This window comes from Mesorhizobium sp. WSM4816 (assembly GCF_055811535.1).
Genome location: NZ_JBVVQR010000019.1, coordinates 96,655 through 113,155 on the forward strand (window position 1 = coordinate 96,655; position 16,501 = coordinate 113,155).

Sequence of the window (16,501 nt, forward strand, 5' to 3'; positions counted from 1 at the left end):
TTTTTCCCCGTCTTACACCCTAATCTAATATCGGGGGGGTCCGGGGCCCCGATTCATAACCCCCCCCAGGGGGGGGGGGGGGGGGTCCCCGCCCCCACCAATTTTTTGTTTTGAGCGTCGGATTATTCGCAAAACCGGTTCCCACTTCTTGGGTCCGATGCTCTCGAGCAGCAGGAGACGATCATGTCGCGCATTGGAATCCATTCTTTCGCCTGGTCGGCGAGCTCGGCGCAAGACGACCTCGAACGGACGCTGGCCAACACCAGGGAGGCGGGCTTCGACCTGATCGAATTCTCCTATCTTGACCCTGCCAATGTCGATGTTGGCGGGCTGGCCAAGCGCATCGCCGACCTCGATCTCGGCGTGGCGATCAGCATCGGGCTGCCGCCCGACGGCGACATTTCAAGCGCCGACAAGGCGATTGCCGCGCACGGCGTCGAAGTCCTCAATGACACGATCGCGCTCACCCGCGATCTCGGCGGCCGGAAGGTCGCCGGCATCCTCAGCACCAGCCATGGATTGCAGACTGAGGCGCCGACGCGCGATCAATGGAACCGCAGTGCCGCCACGCTTGCCAAGGTCGCGGAGACCGCCAAGGCCGCCGGCGTCACGCTCAACCTCGAAATCGTCAACCGCTTCGAGAGCAATCTGCTCAACACCGCCGCGCAAGGGTTGGCCTTCATCGAGGACACCGGTTCCGACAACATTTTTCTGCATCTCGACACGTTCCATATGAACATCGAGGAGGCCGATGTCGGGTTGGCCATCCGCCACGCCGCCAAAAAGATCGGCTATGTCCATATCGGCGAGAGCCATCGCGGCTTCCTCGGCACCGGCAACATCGACTTTGCCGCGATCTTCGATGCGCTGACCGCAATCGGCTATGGCGACGACCTCAGCTTCGAATCCTTCTCGTCGGAGATCGTCGACGAGAACCTGTCGAAGAAAACCGCCATCTGGCGCAATCTGTGGACCGACAATACGGAGCTGGCCCGGCATGCGCGCCGCTTCATCGCCATCGGGCTGGAGACGGCGCGGCGCAAGGCCGAGCTTGTTGCGTCAAGCCATCAGCCTTAGGGCCACCCGACATTGATCGATCGGGAACGATCGGGGCGTGGCGCTACTCAGCCTCCTGCGGTCTGCGCCGCGATGCAGCGCTCGAGCATGATGCGATCGGCCGCGAGAATCTCGGCGATCAGCCCACCACGTTCCTTGGCACTGACGAATTCCAGGCGGCGCAGACCGAGGGGATCGATCCTGTTTCGCAGGATGGCGAGCGTAGCATCCGAAGGGAGCGGGATCTCCCGGCAGTCGGCATCGAATGTCACCGGAAAGCCGGTGGCATCACGGATCTGCTGCTGCGCGATATCAGGCATGGTTTCGATGACGATCAATTCCCGGGTCGATCGGTCGAGCCGAAACACACAAAGATCGGTGAACACCAGCGCCTCACCGGTCCGATAGCCCATCGGCTCGCGTTCATTCCGGGTGAGCAAGCCGCGCGCCGAACTAGCGATCTCGACGTCCTCTACCAGCGACTGCACCGAATGGCGGGGAACGTAGAGCAAATAGTCGCGATGCATGTTGGCGACGTCGGCCATGCCGCCCTGCCCTGGCAGCCGGATGAGGCCGCCGTCGCGCTTGCGCAGCGCAATGGTGTTGACACGGCCGCGTCGATCGACCTGCGCGGCGCCGACGATCTCATGCGTCACCGCACCGGCCTGATAGTAGGTCGAATAGGTGTCGTCGCCACCGACATGCGCCACCGCCGTCTCACAATCGAGGCTTTCGATCAGCGACAGGATCATTGGGCTAGGCGCGATATCGAGATGGCCGCAACTCATCGTCGCGATGATCATGTCCGGCGCGTGCGTCGCCTTTGCCAGCCGGTAGGCGACGTTGGCCAGCGGCGACACCGCGCCGGCGCTGGCAAAGCTCTCATTGTCGAGTTCGGCGGCGATGCGGGCGGCGATGATCTCGTCGATGGACGCCTTCTTTTCGCCGTGCACAAGCGCGGGCATTGCGAGGGCCGTTTCAGCTCGGACTTTCGCAGCTTTTTGAACCGGCTCCGGCACGCCTTCGGAAGGCAGGCGCAGAGTGTCCGCCAAAGGTGTTTCCCTGGCCCCGAACGCCCCCGACAACGCTTGATAATCGGTCACATAGAACGGCAGGCACGAGGCCGGATAGGCGCCGCCCGGCGCCAGCGCTATGGCCGAGACCTGATTGCGGGTGAGAATGCTCTGGCGCCCATCATGCCGCAGCGCGCCGACCGGGACGATTTCATCGACCGTGACCAGCACCTGCCGCGCCGCGCCGGCCATGGCGAAGTCGAGCGCCCTTGGCCCGATGATCTGGACATTGCCGCTCTCGTCGGCGCGCTGGGCGTGGACGACGAACGTATCGAGCCGCAGCGGCGGGATGAACCCGGTCTCGGTGCTGGCAATGGGATCGGGCGCAGAGATCGCGCAAGGCACGCGCGCCAGCATGTCCGAGCCCAACGGAAGCTGGAACGGCATCGACGGCAGGTTTTGCTGCGCCGCCCGCAACGCCTGGATCATCGCCAGCGCCGTCCAATCGCGAACCGGCACGGCATTCGTCTCGGCAGCCGCGCGGAACCGCGGCGGAAGGCCGAAAATATCCAGGCTGGAAAAGCAGAGGTCGATTTCCGCTACCGCATCCGCTTCGAGAAGCAGTTCGAGCGGCAGCCCGCCGGCCCAGCAGACGTAGCGCAAATCCTTGACGCCCGAGCCGGCGATGGCGCGCAGCAAGGCGATCGGCAGCCGGGCGAAATGGTGGCCACCGACGCCAAAGACGTCGCCGCCTCCGACCATCGCGGCCAGCCCCTCGACATCGGTGAAGCGGGGCCGGTTTGATTTGACCAGGGATATCATCGCGCAGCCTTCGCCGCAGCGCTTTTCTCGGCAAACGCCTTAACCCGCTGCCGGCCGGTCTCGCTGCGATAAAGCCCGCCCAGAATGTCGCGCTCCATGGCAAGACCGTCGGCCAGGGCGCCAGACACCGCATGCGCCGTCAGCACTTTCAGTCCTTCGATTGCAGCAGCCGGTTCTGCGGCGATCATTTCGGCCAGTTCCAGCGCCCGCGGCATCAGCCTTTCGGCGTCGACGACCTCGTTGACCAGTCCGGCCTCGATCAATTCGGAAGCCGGCACGATGGCTCCGGTCATCAGCAGGAGATTGGCGCGGTTGCGGCCGAGTTTCTGGACGCTGCGCTGTGTGCCGCCGCCGCCGGGGATCAGCCCGAGCTTGATCTCCGGCAGGCCGAATTTCGCGAACTGGCTGGCGACCACGATGTCGCAACACAGCACCAACTCCATGCCGCCGCCCAGCGCGAAGCCGTTGACCGCGGCGATCACCGGCTTGCGGTTGTTCTCGATCGCCGCATACATCCGCGTGCCGGCGGCCTGGAAGGCGTCGAACTCGGCAGCCGTCTGGCCCGCATATTCCTTGATGTCGGCGCCGGCCATGAAGCCGCGCCCCTCGCCGGTCACCACGATCGCACTGACGCCGTCATCCCCGGACAGCGCCTCGAAGGCGCCGGTGATCTCGCCTTGCATCAGCCGGTTCATGGCATTGAGTCGGTCGGCGCGCCTGAAAGTGACGACGGCGACGCGGCCCGAGGTATCGACCGTGAGTGTCTGGTAGGCGGGCATCGTCAGGCAGCGTCCACGGTCATGTCGCCGGACGCCTCCAGCGCGGCGATCTCATCCTTGGAGACGCCGAACTCGGTCAGGATTTCGCGACCATGCTGGCCGACCAATGGCGCCGGCCGTTCGATGGTTGCCGGCGTCACGCTCATCGTGACTGCAGGGGCCACCACCCTGACCTTGCCGCCGCGCGGATGATCGTAGCTGGTGATCATGCCCATGTGCTTGACCTGCGGATCCTCGGCCGCGCGGCGGATATCCTTCACCTCGGCGCACCAGATGTCGACTGCGAGCAGCCGTGCCAGCAGATCCTGCGTGGAAAACTTCCTGGTCTCGGCGTTGACCTTCTCGAACGCCTCGTCGCGCTTGTCGAACAGGGTCTTCAGATCGTCATAGACGGCAAGCTGCGGCGCCTCCAACGTCTCATACAGCGTCTTGAACGGGCTCATGGCGATCGACAAATAGCCGCCGTCCCTGGTTTCGTAGATGCCGAACGGCGCCTGCATGCCGGGATGGCCGATACCGGAATTCGGGCGCACGAAATCTTCGCCGAGATTGAGCACGGCGACATATTCCTGGTTGAGATGCGCGAGCAGGCCGGCCAGCAGATTGACCTCGATCTTCTGGCCCTTGCCGGTTTTCTCGCGATAGTAGAGCGCCGACAATATGCCGTAGACCATGTTCATCGCGCCGATCTGGTCGGCGAGACCAGCACCCGCCGGAACGGGAGCCTGGTCGCCGCGGCCGGTGTTGGAAATCAGCCCCGACAGCCCCTGGATCAGCATGTCCTGGCCGGGACGCTCGACATAGGGGCCCTCCTCGCCATAGCCGGAGCCCGAGCAATAGATGATGCCGGGATTGACTGCCTTGAAGTCCTCGTAACCGTAGCCAAGCTTGGCCAGTACGCCGGGGCGAAAATTCTGCACCACGACGTCGGCCGCCTTCGCCATCTCCATGATGATCGCATGCACCTTGCGGCTCTTCAAATTGAGCGCGATGGAGCGCTTGTTGCGGTTCCAGGCGAGGAAGTTCGGGCTCTCGGAACCGCCGACCCATTTGGCGAAGAAGGTCATGCTGCGGAACATGTCGCCGGCGCCGGCGCGCTCGATCTTGATGACGTCGGCGCCCATGTCGCCGAGCAGCTGGGTGGCGAACGGCCCCTGCAGCAGATGGCTGAAATCAAGAATGCGGACGCCTTCGAGGGCCTTGTTCATATCATTTCTCGTTTCGTGTCTTCAAAGCAGATCGGGAACATAGCGTGGCGCGGCGGTGAGCCCGCCGTCGACGCGCAGGTCGGTACCGGTGGTGAAGCCGGCAGCGTCCGAGGCGAGATAGACGGCGGCTTCGGCCACTTCGGAAGGCTCGCCGATGCGGCCGAGCGGATGCATCTTCACCCAGGCCTTGGCGAGATTGCCGCCGATCTCCCTGACCAGCCTGTCGTTCATCGGCGTGTTGATGGTGCCTGGCGAGATCGAGTTGACGCGGATGTTGAGCGGGCCGAATTCGACCGCCATCTGGCGTGTCATCGCCATCACCGCGCCCTTGGCGCCGGCATAGGCGGTCCAGCCGTCGAGCCCGACATGCCCTTGTGCGGAGGCCATGTTGATGATCGAGCCCGATTTCTGCGCGATCATGTGCGGCAACGCGTATTTGCAGCCGCGGAAGACGCTGGTCAGGTTGACCGCGATCAGGCGGTGCCACTGCTCTTCGGTCATCTCGTGGACCGGCATGCCGCCGATGGCGATGGCGGCGTTGTTGACCACGACGTCGAGATGGCCGGTCTTGCCGACGGCCGTGGCGATGACATTGGCGATGTCGGCCTCCTTCGACACGTCGCAATGCAAATAGTCGGCATCGTGGCCGGCCGCGCGCAGTTCCGCCGCGAAATGTTCACCCCTCTCGTCGGCAATGTCGCTCAGGAAGACATGCGCACCCTCCCTTGCCATCGCCTCTGCAATCGCATGGCCGATGCCGTCGGCGGCGCCCGTTATGACGGCGGTTTTCCCCTTGAGACGATCCATGTCAGCCTCCAATGATGCGCCGGCGCTTCGCTTCGTCGAAAGCGACCGCGGCGATGATGATCATGCCGGTGATGACCAGCTGCCATTCGGTCGGCAGGCCGAGGCCGCGCAGTCCGTTGGACAGGAACTGCAGGATCAGCACGCCGAGCGCCATGCCGGTCAGGCTGCCGATGCCGCCAGCAAGACTCACCCCGCCGAGCACGGTGGCGGCAACGACCTGGAACTCGAAATTCAGTCCCGCCGTATGCTGCGCCGAGCCGACGCGGGCCGCCAGGATGATGCCGGCAACCGTCGCCAGCAGCGCGCTGATGACGAAGCAGATGAACTTGACGCGGCGCACATCATAGCCGGCGAGGCGTGCCACTTCCGGATTGCCGCCGACGGCATAGATCTGCCGTCCAAACGGCCGGTGCTGCATCATGTAGGCGAAGGCGACGAGCAGGACGATCGCAATCACCGCCGAATAGGGAACGACATTGAACAGGCGGCCATCCGACAGCGCGATGAAGCTGTCGAGAGCGGCATCGTCGGGGATCGCGCGCTGGCCGGTATAAAGATACACGCCACCGCGCATGATGAACATTGTGCCGAGCGTCACGATCAGCGAGTTGATGCCGGCATAGGCGGTGAGATAGCCATTCACCACACCGATGATCAGCCCGAACAGCAGCGCGCCGCTGATGCCGAGCGCAAGTGAGTTGGTGTCGTTCATGATGATGATCAGCGGCAGGGCGATGGTCGCCAGCAGCGACCCGAACGAAATGTCGACCTCGCCGGAGATGAAGACGATGGCGCAGCCGATGCCGGCGGTGAGCGCCAGCGAAGCCTGGCCGAGCACATTGGTGATGTTGCGCACGGAGAAGAAATTCTCGGCGGTAAAGGAAAAGAACGCGATCACCAGGATGAGGCAGAGGAGCAGCGCCAACTCCTGCCGCGCCAAAAGCCGCGCCAGCATGGACGGCCCGGCTTTCATCGTATCGGTGCTTGCCAGGCTCATCGCTTGCTCCCTTCGAAGGCGTCGGCCGAATGACAGGGAATGCTGCCGCGAGGCGACATGGTCTTATCCGATCGCTGCATTGAGGATTTTCTCCTGCGTGGCGTCGTCGCGGGACATGATCGCGGTGAGCCGGCCTTCGCACATCACCGCGACGCGGTCGGCAAGTCCCAGCAGCTCGGGCATTTCCGACGTCATCATGACGACCGCCAGGCCTTCGCCGGCGAGCCGGTCGATGAGCGCGAAGATCTCCGACTTGGCGCCGACATCTATACCACGGGTCGGCTCGTCGACGACGATCACCTTGAGGCCCCGCATCAGCCAGCGCGAGATCAGCACCTTCTGCTGATTGCCGCCGGACAGGTTCTTCACCTGCTGGAACAAGCTGGGCGTCCTGATGCGGAAACGGTCGACATAGTCTTGAACCGCCTTGCGTTCCCTGGCCTTGTCGATGAAGCCCATGCTGGCGAAGGCGCCGAGCGAGGCGAGGCTGGCATTCTGGTAAACCGGCAAATCGCCCATCAGCCCTTCGCTCTTGCGGTCCTCGGTAAGCAGGCCGATGCCGAGCCGGACGCCGGTATGCGTGTCATGCGGCATCAAGCGATGACCGTCGACGGAAATCGTGCCGGAGGTGACCGGATCAAAGCCGACGATCGCCTTGGCGAGCTCGGTTCGCCCAGCCCCCATCAAGCCGAAGAAGCCGAGGACTTCGCCGGCATGCGCTTCGAAGGACACGTCCTTCAGCTTCTTCGCCGTGCTGAGCCCTTGCACGGAAAGGGCGACCTTGCTGCCCGGCGCGCCGCGCTTGCGGGGAAACAGGCTTTCAATGCGCCGGCCGATCATGTCCTGGATCAGCGTGTCGTTGGTGTGATCACCGATTGGCCTGGTCGAGACGTGCCGGCCGTCGCGCAGAACAGTGACCGTGTCGGCGATCTCGAAAACCTCGTCGAGCTTGTGGCTGACATAGAGCACCGCAATGCCGAGTGCGGCCAGCCGACGGATGACGGTGAATAGCAGCGAAATCTCATTCGGTGTCAGCGACGACGTCGGCTCGTCCATCACCACGACGCGGGCCTGGTGGGCGAGTGCGCGGGCGATCTCGACCATCTGCTGCTGGCTGACCGGCAGCGATCCCGTCCGCGCCGCCGGGTCGACGTTAAAACCGATGCGGTTGAACAGCGCGGCGGAATCCGCGCGGATCTTTCGCCAGTCGATCGAGCCGCCTTTGCCGGTCGGATAGCCTTCGAGGAAGATATTCTCGGCGACGGTGAACTCGGAGATCAGCGCGATCTCCTGGAATACCACCTTGATGCCCTCTTTCAGGCTGTCGCGCGGCGACTTGATGTCGAGCTCGCGGCCGCGCATGCGGATCGTGCCGGCATCCTTGCCGTAGACCCCGGCCATGATCTTGATGAGCGTCGACTTGCCGGCACCGTTCTCGCCCATCAAGGCGTGGATCTTGCCGGGCTCCAGCGTGAGGTCGACATTGTCCAGCGCCACCACGCCCGGAAAGCGCTTGTCGATGCCGCGCATCTCGAGCGCCGGCACGCCTGTGTCGACGGCCGCGCCTTCGCTGGGGTGAAGGAAATCAACCGACATTGGCTCTGTTCCGGATGATGTCGAGATAGCTCGCCAGAATGATCACCACGCCGGGCACCACCATCTGCAGATCCTGGTTCCAGCCGAGAATGATGATGCCGTTGTCGATGACCTTCAGCACCAGAACGCCAAGCAGCGTGCCGAACAGCGAGCCGCGCCCGCCGAGCAGGCTGGTGCCGCCGAGGATGACGGCGGCGATCACCGTCAGCTCGAAGCCACGTCCGGCGGTTGGCTGGCCCGCATTCATCAGCGACGACAGGATCATGCCGGCAACCCCGACGCACAGGCCGGTGACGACGAAGGCAAACAGTTTCAGGCGTTCCGAGCGCACTCCGGAAAGTCGAACCGCTCGCTCATTGGCGCCGACCGCATAGAGGTAACGGCCAAGCGTGGTGAAGCGCAGCGTCACGGCTGCAATGGCGAAGATGACTACCGCGATGACGACGGGCAACGGGATCGCGCCGATATAGCCGGCACCCAGATCAGTGAAGGAGATAAGCCGATGGTGGTTCTGCACGGCCTCGCGGGTGAACAGATAGACGCCGCCCTGCAGCATCATCATCGTGCCGATGGTGGCGATCAGCGAGTTCACCTTGAGCCTGGTGACAACCAGTCCATTGAACAGGCCGACCCCACCGGCAAAGGCGAGTGCTGCCAACATGCCGAGTGCGAGATTGTGCGTCGAATTCAGCACTGCCATGCCGATACAGCCGACAAAGGCGAGCGACGCCCCGACCGAGAGATCGACTTCGGCGGTGATGATCAGCATGGTCATGCCCGAGGCAACGATCAGCACCAGCGCGCATTGGCGCAGGATGGCAATGATATTGGCCTCGGAATAGAACTGTGGCGCCACCATCGAGATGGCGATGCAGAGCATGGCCAGAATCACGCCTAACACGAGCTGGCTGCTGCCCAATAGCTGGCCGACGATGAAACGCCTTGGCGCGGAAGATTGCGTAAGCTCGCTCATTTTCCATTCATTCCGGGCGGCGTCGGCGCCGCCGCCATATGGAAACCTGCAGGCCCGAAACCGGGCGATTAACCTGTTTGCCGTCGGCATCCGATCCCTGCCCTTCCCGCCGTGCGGGAAGGGCACCCGAAATTCTTACTTCTTCAGATCGGCGGAGGTTTTCATGCACTTTTCCGGCGGCTGGAGCGCATTGACGGCGTCCCATTTGATCGTCCGGACAGTGCCGTCATAATCGTAGTACTTCTTCCAGTCGTCGCCTTTCATAGGCGCGGTCGGGCTGACGATGTGCTCGGGCACCTCTTCGCCGTTGAACAGCTTCACTGCGGCATCGATAGCGGTGTAGCCTTCCTTTTCCGGGAACATCGCGGCTTCGATACGGTAGGATGGCTCGTTCTGTATGGCATTGATGAAGGCAAGGCCTTCGCCACCCGTGCCGACTGTCAACAAATTGTCCTGCGACTTGCCGGCCGCTTTCCAGGCCTGCAGGCCGCCCAGCGAAGAGGAATCGTTGATGCCATAGATGATGTTGATGTCGGCATTCTTGGCCAGTGCCGCCGAGGACACTTCGAGCGCGCGGTCGGGATTGCCGCCGCCGTCGAGGTCGTGGACCATGACCGCGTCGGGGATGATGGTCTTGAGGCCATCCATGAAGCCTTGCGAGCGCAGGACGGTCGCCGACAGGAGCGGCAGGCCGACATTCATCACCTGGGCTTTGCCGCCGAGCTTTTCCTTGGCGTATTTGCCTGCTTCGACGCCGGCCGTGTATCCGGTATCATAGTCGCAGATCGCGACCATCGTCGTCATGCCCTTGACCGGATTGCCTTCCAGAACGACCGGGACGTCATTGGACTTCGCCTGGCGCAGCAGCGGCACGACGCCCTCCTCATTGACGGGCGTGACGATCAGCACGTCGACGCCCTTGGCCATGAAGTCTTCCGCGGCAGAAACCTGCTTGGCGATATCGAGATTGGCGTCCTGCACCTCAAGCTCGATGCCGAGTTCCTTGGCACGGGCCTGCATGCCCTTGATGACGTTCTGATACCACTCATGGGTGGCGTAGTTGGTGACGTAGCCGATGCGCTTCGGCATGTTTTCGGCCTGCGCGGCAGCGGCGCTCAGAGCCAGCACGGCCGCCGAAGCAAACAGGATTGACTTGGACCAGTTCATCTTCTTCTCCCTATTTATCGTCTTGTTAGTTGCTGAACGGATAGTCCCGCCGTTCCGGGTCCGCACGTGAGGAGGCGATGGCTTCACCCGCGCCTAACGCCGCCGATATCGTCTCGGCGGCCGCCTTCGCCCGTTCGAAGACGGTCTCGCGATCGAAGCGCGCGGCTTTCTGCGGCAGGAATGGTATGGTCAGCGCGGCAATGACCGCACCGGTGTGATCGCGCACCGGCATCGAGACATTGGTGCAGGCCTCGACGGCCAGCGAGGCGCGCATCTCGTAGCCGAGCCCTGCGACTTCGTTCAGCCGCGCTTCGATTTCGGCCCGCGTGCCCTGCCCTTCGCCGGCAGCGACGATCCGCTCGACGATGCGGTCACGCTCGGCGCGGTTCGAATGCGCGAGCAGCACCGCGCCGGAGCTCGTTTCAAGGATCGGGAAATGTGAGCCGAGCGCGACCGAGTAGCGCATCGGCAAAGGCGAATCGATCTGCAGCACCACCAGCGCGCTCTCGCCTTCGCGAACGACCAGATGACAGCTTTGATCGGTATTGGCCGAGAGCTCGCGCATCACCGGCAGCGCGCATTCGACCAGCCGGTTTACCGGCGGATGCATATGCGCCAGCTCGAACAGCTTTAGCGAAAGCCGGAAGCGATCGGATTGCGTCCGGAAGATGTAGCCGCGCTTCTCCAGCAGAAGCAGGATGCGGTATATCTCGTGGATGGAGCGTCCCAGGCCGGCAGCGATTTCGGTCTGGGTCAGCGGCTCGGCGCTGGACGCCATGAACTCCAAGACATCGAGCGCCTTTTCCACTGCCGGCACCCGATATCCGTTGCGGCTGCTTTCGCCTTCATCGACGATCTGGGCTATGTCGGCGGCCATTATGCGACGCTCCGTTCCGGCTGGGTTTGCCTGGTCTCGCGGTAAAGGCGGTTCAGCCGGTCCGCGAGCTCCGTCGCGGGCATGTCGCCGGCGATGGCAGCGGCCGCATGCGGCGCGCATTCGCGGAAAAAGGCGATGAAGCCTGGATGTGTCGGGCGCAGGTAGGACGCTTCGATCGTCGCCAGCGTCGAACTGAAGAAATTGCCGGAAAAATCGTTGACGTCGGCGTCCTTCCAAGCCGCCAGCGATCCCGACTGTCCGCCTGCTTTCACGTAGTCGCCGCGCTGGTAGCCGGGCGAGCACAGAAAAAGCGCGTAGTCGATGGCGGCCTGTTTGTGTTTCGACTGGGCGCTGACCCCGATGCCGGCACCACCGAGCAAGGCGCCGGCGGATCGCGGGGTCGGCACGTCGGCGCAACGCAGATACGGCCGGTCGGCTTTCGAGGCATAGTTCACATAGCCGAAGGCGAACGGCACATAGACCACATCGTCATGCGCGATCATGTGGTCATAGCAGCGGATCGGATTCCATTTCGACGAATTCGGATGCGACAGCTCGGCAAGCTGGCGCAACTGCGCGACAGCCTGCTCGACCTTCTCCCTTGCAATGAACTCCTCGCCGTTTTCCTGCGGATGGCCGAGCGTCAAGAGCAGGCACATGGCGTCGGTCGACACGAACGGCAGGCCAAGCCACTTGCCGTCCTTGCGCGCGCGCCGGCCAAGTTCCAGCACCTCTTCCTGGGTAGTGGGCACTGTTGCGTAGCGCTCCAGGAGATCCGGGCGATATGAAGCGATCTGGCAGGCGGCATCGATCGGCAGTGCCCACTGACGGCCGTTTCTTGCGTAGGATCGCCAGGACGCGCCGACCGAGTCGCGCTCGAACAAGCTGCGCTGTTCCGCCGAGAGATAGCCGTCGAACGGCACCATCAGTTCGCCGTCGGCAATGTCGCCGATGAAGGGATGGTCGAATACGATCAGATCATAGGCGCCGAGCACCGGACCAAGCACGCCCTCGCCGAATTCGTAGAGGCTGCGGCGGTCCCATTCGATTTTCAGAGCGGGATTGTTGGCGCAATACGTCTCGATGCTGGCGTCGAGCGGTCCCCAGCAGCGTCGATGATCCCACGCCAGACCGCGCAGCCTTGTCATTCCTGCAAAAACCTCCCTGAACCGGGCGAGAGCCATATCCGGGATTACTAGCAGGTATTTTTACCTGGGCAAGATATTTTCACATAAGAAAACCGCTTAGGGCTTCCGGTTGCGATCCTCAGGCCAGCTCAAAACGTTCCACGGTGCGCATGATGCCACGCAGCTCGGCCAGGCCTTTCAGGCGGCCGATCAAAGAATAGCCGGGGTTGATCTTGGTCTTGCCGATATCGTCGGCGAGCAGATGGCCATGATCGGGTCGCATGGGAATCCGCCAATCAGCGCGACCTTCCCTTCGGCGGCGCGTCTCTTCCTGCATCAAAGCGAGGATGACATGCGCCATGTCGGTGCCGCCCTCCAGATGCTCGGCTTCATGGAAGGAGCCGTCATCCTCGATGGTTACATTGCGCAGATGGACGAAATGGATCCGGTCGGCGAACTCCTTGACCATGCCGACAATGTCGTTGTCTGCGCGCGTACCGTAAGAGCCGGTGCAGAATGTCAGGCCGTTGGCCGGGCTGTCGACGGCGTTCAGGATGAAACGCGCGTCCTCGGCGGTCGAAACGATCCGTGGCAGGCCATAGAGCGAGAATGGCGGGTCGTCGGGATGGATGCACATGCGCACCCCCTCATGCTCGGCCACCGGAATGATCTCGCGCAAAAACCAGGCAAGATTGTCGCGCAGCTCCTTCGGCCCGATCGAGTCATATTCCGCCAATGCCTCACGAAAACTATCCCGGTTGTAGCTGCGCTCGGTTGCCGGCAGGCCGGCAATGAGATTGCGCTCGATCCTGTCGATATGCTCTTCGCTCAATTCCTTCAGTCGCGATTCCGCTTCCGCGATACGTGCCGCGCTGTAGCCGAATTCGGCATTCCTGCGCTTCAGGACGAACAGGTCGTAGGCGGCAAAATCGATCGCATCGAACCGCAGTGCGTAGCCCGTCGTTGGAAGCCGATAGGCAAGGTCGGTGCGGGTCCAGTCGACCACCGGCATGAAGTTATAGCAGATCGTCGCAATGCCAGCCTTGGCGAGCGCACGGATCGTGTCCTTGTACCAGCCGACATAGCGAAGCCGTTCCGCCGAGCCGATCTTGATCGAATTGTGGACAGGAATGCTCTCCACAACCGACCAGGTCAGCCCTTCGGCCTCGATGACCCGCTTGCGCTCCAAAACGTCCGTCAAAGGCCAGGCGCGGCCGTCATAGATATTATGCAGGGCGGATACGACGCCCGTGGCTCCGGCCTGCTTGACATGATCGAGCGTCACCGGGTCGTCAGGGCCATACCAGCGCCAGCTTTGTTCCATCGAGGCTTTCCTTTGCGATAAAACGGAACCGTATTGTTGGGCCACAATGGAAGTCAAATTAAAGGAGTTTGCGCAATGAAGGATTTCGACGGCAAGATCGCTCTGGTGACGGGGACGACCGGGATCGGCCTGGCAACCGCCAGACGTCTTGCGGCGGGCGGGGCGGCGATCATCGCCTGCGGCATCGACCGCGCGGCCAACACGGCGATGAGAGCGGAACTGGGCAGCTCCGGCGCCGAGGCGCTGGTCGTGGCCGTCGACGTCTCCGTGCCGGATCAGGTCCGCGACGCGGTCGCAGCCGGTGTTGAACGGTTCGGCGGCCTCGATATCATCGTCAATTCCGCGGCGGTCCATCCGTATGGCACCGCTGTTAGCACCGATTTCGACATCTGGAACCGGGCGATGTCCGTCAATGTCGGCTCGATCTACCTGACCGCGCATTTCGGTATTCCGGAAATGATCAGGCGAGGCGGCGGCGCCATCGTCAACGTGGCTTCGGTGCAAGGTTTCGCCAGCCAGCAGAACGTCGCCGCCTATGCCACGACCAAGGGCGCCATCCACACATTGACGCGCGCTCTGGCGCTCGACCACGCGCGCTCCGGCATTCGCGTCAATTCCGTCAGCCCGGGCTCGATCCGCACCCCGATCCTGGAAAAGGCGGCGCGCGGCGAAAACGGCACCGACGCCGATGTCGAGGCCGCCTACAAGCGCTTCGGCGAAGCGCACCCCATCGGGCGCATCGGCGAGCCGGAGGAAGTGGCGGAACTCATCGCCTTTCTGTGTTCATCGAAAGCCGGGTTCTGCACCGGCGCGGACTACAGGATCGATGGCGGCCTGACTGCCGGCATCGGCGTGAAGTAGAACGGGAAGATCGGTCTCGGCTTTACGGGAGACGTTGTCATCGGACGATTTTCGGTCAGCCGCCACACGAAGCACCGACGGGGCGAACCAATAGCGCATAACATGCGCGAGCGCGAATACTGCACTTGCAGCCGGTTCAACCGTCTGATTCCCTTGGTTACGCTGGGCTGTCCTGATTCGCGCACTGTCAAAAATCTTTGCAGCGCGCCGGGAACAAGCCTTCCACCGACCGCTGCGCTTGCGCATTCAAGGGGAGAGACGGCAAATGAACACTGCAACGAGGCCGACAATCTCGGAGATGAGGCCCAAAATATCCGTCATCGGGGTTGGCGGCGGTGGCGGCAACGCCATCAACAACATGATCGCCGAAGGCTTGCAGGGCACCGAGTTCATCGTTGCCAACACCGATGCCCAGGCGCTCACCATGTCGAAGGCAACGCGGCTGATCCAATTGGGAGCGCACGTCACGGAAGGCCTTGGTGCAGGATCCCTGCCCGAGGTCGGCCATGCCGCGGCCGTGGAATCTATCGACGAAATCATGGACCATCTTGCGGGAACGCATATGTGTTTCGTGACCGCAGGCATGGGAGGCGGAACTGGAACCGGTGCAGCACCGGTCATAGCGCAGGCCGCGCGCAACGCAGGAATACTGACCGTGGCCGTCGTCACCAAGCCGTTCGTCTTCGAAGGAAACCGCCGCATGCATGCCGCCAATGAGGGCATCGAGCGGCTGCGCGAAAGCGCCGATACCGTCATCGTCATACCGAACCAGAACCTCTTCAGGATCGCCGATGCCAAGACGACGTTCGCGGACGCTTTCGCCATGGCGGACCGCGTACTCTACGCCGGCGTCGGCTGCATCACCGATCTCATCGTCAAGGAAGGCCTGATCAATCTCGACTTTGCCGATGTGAAGTCGGTGATGCGCGATATGGGTCGCGCGATGATGGGGACCGGCGAAGCCACCGGCGAGGACCGCGCCAGGAAGGCAGCCGAAGCGGCGATCGCAAACCCGCTTCTCGACGAAGCCTCGATGATGGGCGCCAAGGGCGTCCTTGTCTCGATATCGGGCGGCACTGACATGACGCTGTTCGAGGTCGACGAAGCCGCCACGCGCATCCGCGAGGAGGTCGACGCCGATGCCGACATCATCGTCGGCGCCATTTTCGACAAGGCGCTCGCAGGAAAATTCAGGGTGTCGGTGGTTGCGACGGGATTGCGGCGGGGGCTTGAGATTCCGCTGACGGTGGGGTTGGAAAACCGTGTGAATTGAGCGACGCTCTTATGGCAGCACCACGGCAGGTTTCGACTGAAGGTCCGACGCACCGGACACCGCCGCCAGACGGTAATCGGGCGGAACGCCCAACCCTAATTGTTGCGGGATAAGCCTGCCGAGCAGGTTGTCGGTTTTGCCTGCGCGACTCTTGCTGTCGAATTGGAACGCCAGCCAGCGCTCATGGCGCCGGCCGCGTGAACAGGGTGCGGAACAATTCCTCAGCCCGTCGCAGGCCCTCATCTGTCAGAACCACCGACTTCGCCTTGTTTGCCGGATTGGCGATCAGTCCCTTCTGGTGCAAGCGATCCAGAGCATCCCAATCCAATCCCTTCCAGGCGCGCCTCTCTTCATGTAGCGTTAGCCAAAGCAGCCCGCGAACGGCATTGTCGATCTTGTCGGTGTCCATCTCCATGCCAAGCAGTTTAACACGGGAAAACGGCGCCTGCCGAGACCCACACCGTCGGGTAACTCGATGAGGATCAAACTGGCCGCGCCAGGCTGCAAACGCAAAACGGCCCGCGTGATGCGGGCCGTTTTGATATTTGGTTGCGGGGACAGGATTTGAACCTGTGACCTTCAGGTTATGAGCCTGACGAGCTACCGGGCTGCTCCACCCCG

15 protein-coding genes are annotated in these 16,501 nt (G+C 62.8%); 3 read left to right on the forward strand and 12 right to left on the reverse strand.

Going from position 1 to position 16,501, the window contains the following annotated elements; translation table 11 throughout:
- The first annotated feature begins 183 nt into the window (after positions 1-183).
- Positions 184-1,077 carry a sugar phosphate isomerase/epimerase family protein gene (locus AC0L3H_RS20295; RefSeq protein WP_473586679.1) on the forward strand — a complete coding sequence of 298 codons (894 nt, stop codon included), beginning with the start codon at positions 184-186 and terminating at the stop codon, positions 1,075-1,077.
- 47 nt (positions 1,078-1,124) lie between these two features.
- On the opposite strand, the gene AC0L3H_RS20300 is transcribed toward AC0L3H_RS20295, so the two are convergent.
- From AC0L3H_RS20300 to uxuA, 11 genes are all read right to left on the reverse strand, one after another.
- A complete protein-coding gene (locus AC0L3H_RS20300; protein ID WP_473586680.1) occupies positions 1,125-2,891 on the reverse strand; it encodes a CoA-transferase in 1,767 nt (588 codons plus the stop codon).
- Positions 2,888-3,670, reverse strand: coding sequence for an enoyl-CoA hydratase/isomerase family protein (locus AC0L3H_RS20305; protein ID WP_473586681.1), 783 nt, complete (start codon positions 3,668-3,670; stop codon positions 2,888-2,890). The genes AC0L3H_RS20300 and AC0L3H_RS20305 overlap by 4 nt, the downstream gene beginning before the upstream one ends.
- 2 nt (positions 3,671-3,672) lie before the next feature.
- Positions 3,673-4,878: a CaiB/BaiF CoA transferase family protein gene (locus AC0L3H_RS20310; protein WP_473586682.1), complete on the reverse strand. Its 1,206-nt coding sequence runs from the start codon at positions 4,876-4,878 to the stop codon at positions 3,673-3,675.
- 21 nt (positions 4,879-4,899) lie between these two features.
- Entirely contained in the window at positions 4,900-5,685 is a 786-nt protein-coding gene (locus tag AC0L3H_RS20315) for an SDR family NAD(P)-dependent oxidoreductase (protein ID WP_473586683.1), read from the reverse strand.
- 1 nt (position 5,686) lies between these two features.
- Positions 5,687-6,682 (reverse strand): ABC transporter permease, encoded by a 996-nt coding sequence (locus AC0L3H_RS20320; RefSeq protein ID WP_473493373.1) that lies wholly within the window; start codon positions 6,680-6,682, stop codon positions 5,687-5,689.
- A 63-nt stretch (positions 6,683-6,745) separates the two neighbouring features.
- A complete protein-coding gene (locus AC0L3H_RS20325) occupies positions 6,746-8,278 on the reverse strand; it encodes a sugar ABC transporter ATP-binding protein (RefSeq protein WP_473586684.1) in 1,533 nt (510 codons plus the stop codon).
- Entirely contained in the window at positions 8,268-9,251 is a 984-nt protein-coding gene (locus AC0L3H_RS20330; protein ID WP_473493375.1) for an ABC transporter permease, read from the reverse strand. The genes AC0L3H_RS20325 and AC0L3H_RS20330 overlap by 11 nt, the downstream gene beginning before the upstream one ends.
- 135 nt (positions 9,252-9,386) lie before the next feature.
- Positions 9,387-10,418: a sugar ABC transporter substrate-binding protein gene (locus AC0L3H_RS20335; RefSeq protein ID WP_473493376.1), complete on the reverse strand. Its 1,032-nt coding sequence runs from the start codon at positions 10,416-10,418 to the stop codon at positions 9,387-9,389.
- 25 nt (positions 10,419-10,443) lie between these two features.
- Complete coding sequence (locus tag AC0L3H_RS20340; RefSeq protein WP_473510916.1) at positions 10,444-11,295, reverse strand: IclR family transcriptional regulator; 852 nt, start codon at positions 11,293-11,295, stop codon at positions 10,444-10,446.
- Positions 11,295-12,443, reverse strand: coding sequence for an extracellular solute-binding protein (locus AC0L3H_RS20345; protein ID WP_473586685.1), 1,149 nt, complete (start codon positions 12,441-12,443; stop codon positions 11,295-11,297). The genes AC0L3H_RS20340 and AC0L3H_RS20345 overlap by 1 nt, the downstream gene beginning before the upstream one ends.
- A gap of 118 nt (positions 12,444-12,561) precedes the next feature.
- Entirely contained in the window at positions 12,562-13,746 is a 1,185-nt protein-coding gene (uxuA, locus tag AC0L3H_RS20350; protein ID WP_473586686.1) for a mannonate dehydratase, read from the reverse strand.
- A gap of 75 nt (positions 13,747-13,821) precedes the next feature.
- Between uxuA and AC0L3H_RS20355 the strand changes: the two genes are divergently transcribed.
- Together AC0L3H_RS20355 and ftsZ are read left to right on the forward strand one after the other, a co-directional pair.
- Complete coding sequence (locus AC0L3H_RS20355; RefSeq protein WP_473586687.1) at positions 13,822-14,607, forward strand: SDR family NAD(P)-dependent oxidoreductase; 786 nt, start codon at positions 13,822-13,824, stop codon at positions 14,605-14,607.
- 265 nt (positions 14,608-14,872) lie between these two features.
- Positions 14,873-15,880, forward strand: coding sequence for a cell division protein FtsZ (gene ftsZ / locus AC0L3H_RS20360; protein WP_023797312.1), 1,008 nt, complete (start codon positions 14,873-14,875; stop codon positions 15,878-15,880).
- A 181-nt stretch (positions 15,881-16,061) separates the two neighbouring features.
- Here the strand turns inward: ftsZ and AC0L3H_RS20365 are convergent, their stop codons facing one another.
- Positions 16,062-16,295 carry a DUF6429 family protein gene (locus AC0L3H_RS20365; protein WP_473586690.1) on the reverse strand — a complete coding sequence of 78 codons (234 nt, stop codon included), beginning with the start codon at positions 16,293-16,295 and terminating at the stop codon, positions 16,062-16,064.
- Positions 16,296-16,501 lie beyond the last annotated feature (206 nt).

Bases quoted from the DNA above. Each gene is read 5' to 3' on its own strand.
- AC0L3H_RS20335 (WP_473493376.1), bottom strand. From the start codon at position 10,418: ATGAACTGGTCCAAGTCAATCCTGTTTGCTTCGGCGGCCGTGCTGGCT.
- ftsZ (WP_023797312.1), top strand. From the start codon at position 14,873: ATGAACACTGCAACGAGGCCGACAATCTCGGAGATGAGGCCCAAAATA.
- AC0L3H_RS20320 (WP_473493373.1), bottom strand. From the start codon at position 6,682: ATGAGCCTGGCAAGCACCGATACGATGAAAGCCGGGCCGTCCATGCTG.
- AC0L3H_RS20365 (WP_473586690.1), bottom strand. From the start codon at position 16,295: ATGGAGATGGACACCGACAAGATCGACAATGCCGTTCGCGGGCTGCTT.
- uxuA (WP_473586686.1), bottom strand. From the start codon at position 13,746: ATGGAACAAAGCTGGCGCTGGTATGGCCCTGACGACCCGGTGACGCTC.
- AC0L3H_RS20330 (WP_473493375.1), bottom strand. From the start codon at position 9,251: ATGAGCGAGCTTACGCAATCTTCCGCGCCAAGGCGTTTCATCGTCGGC.
- AC0L3H_RS20305 (WP_473586681.1), bottom strand. From the start codon at position 3,670: ATGCCCGCCTACCAGACACTCACGGTCGATACCTCGGGCCGCGTCGCC.
- AC0L3H_RS20300 (WP_473586680.1), bottom strand. From the start codon at position 2,891: ATGATATCCCTGGTCAAATCAAACCGGCCCCGCTTCACCGATGTCGAG.
- AC0L3H_RS20315 (WP_473586683.1), bottom strand. From the start codon at position 5,685: ATGGATCGTCTCAAGGGGAAAACCGCCGTCATAACGGGCGCCGCCGAC.
- AC0L3H_RS20345 (WP_473586685.1), bottom strand. From the start codon at position 12,443: ATGACAAGGCTGCGCGGTCTGGCGTGGGATCATCGACGCTGCTGGGGA.
- AC0L3H_RS20340 (WP_473510916.1), bottom strand. From the start codon at position 11,295: ATGGCCGCCGACATAGCCCAGATCGTCGATGAAGGCGAAAGCAGCCGC.
- AC0L3H_RS20295 (WP_473586679.1), top strand. From the start codon at position 184: ATGTCGCGCATTGGAATCCATTCTTTCGCCTGGTCGGCGAGCTCGGCG.
- AC0L3H_RS20325 (WP_473586684.1), bottom strand. From the start codon at position 8,278: ATGTCGGTTGATTTCCTTCACCCCAGCGAAGGCGCGGCCGTCGACACA.
- AC0L3H_RS20355 (WP_473586687.1), top strand. From the start codon at position 13,822: ATGAAGGATTTCGACGGCAAGATCGCTCTGGTGACGGGGACGACCGGG.
- AC0L3H_RS20310 (WP_473586682.1), bottom strand. From the start codon at position 4,878: ATGAACAAGGCCCTCGAAGGCGTCCGCATTCTTGATTTCAGCCATCTG.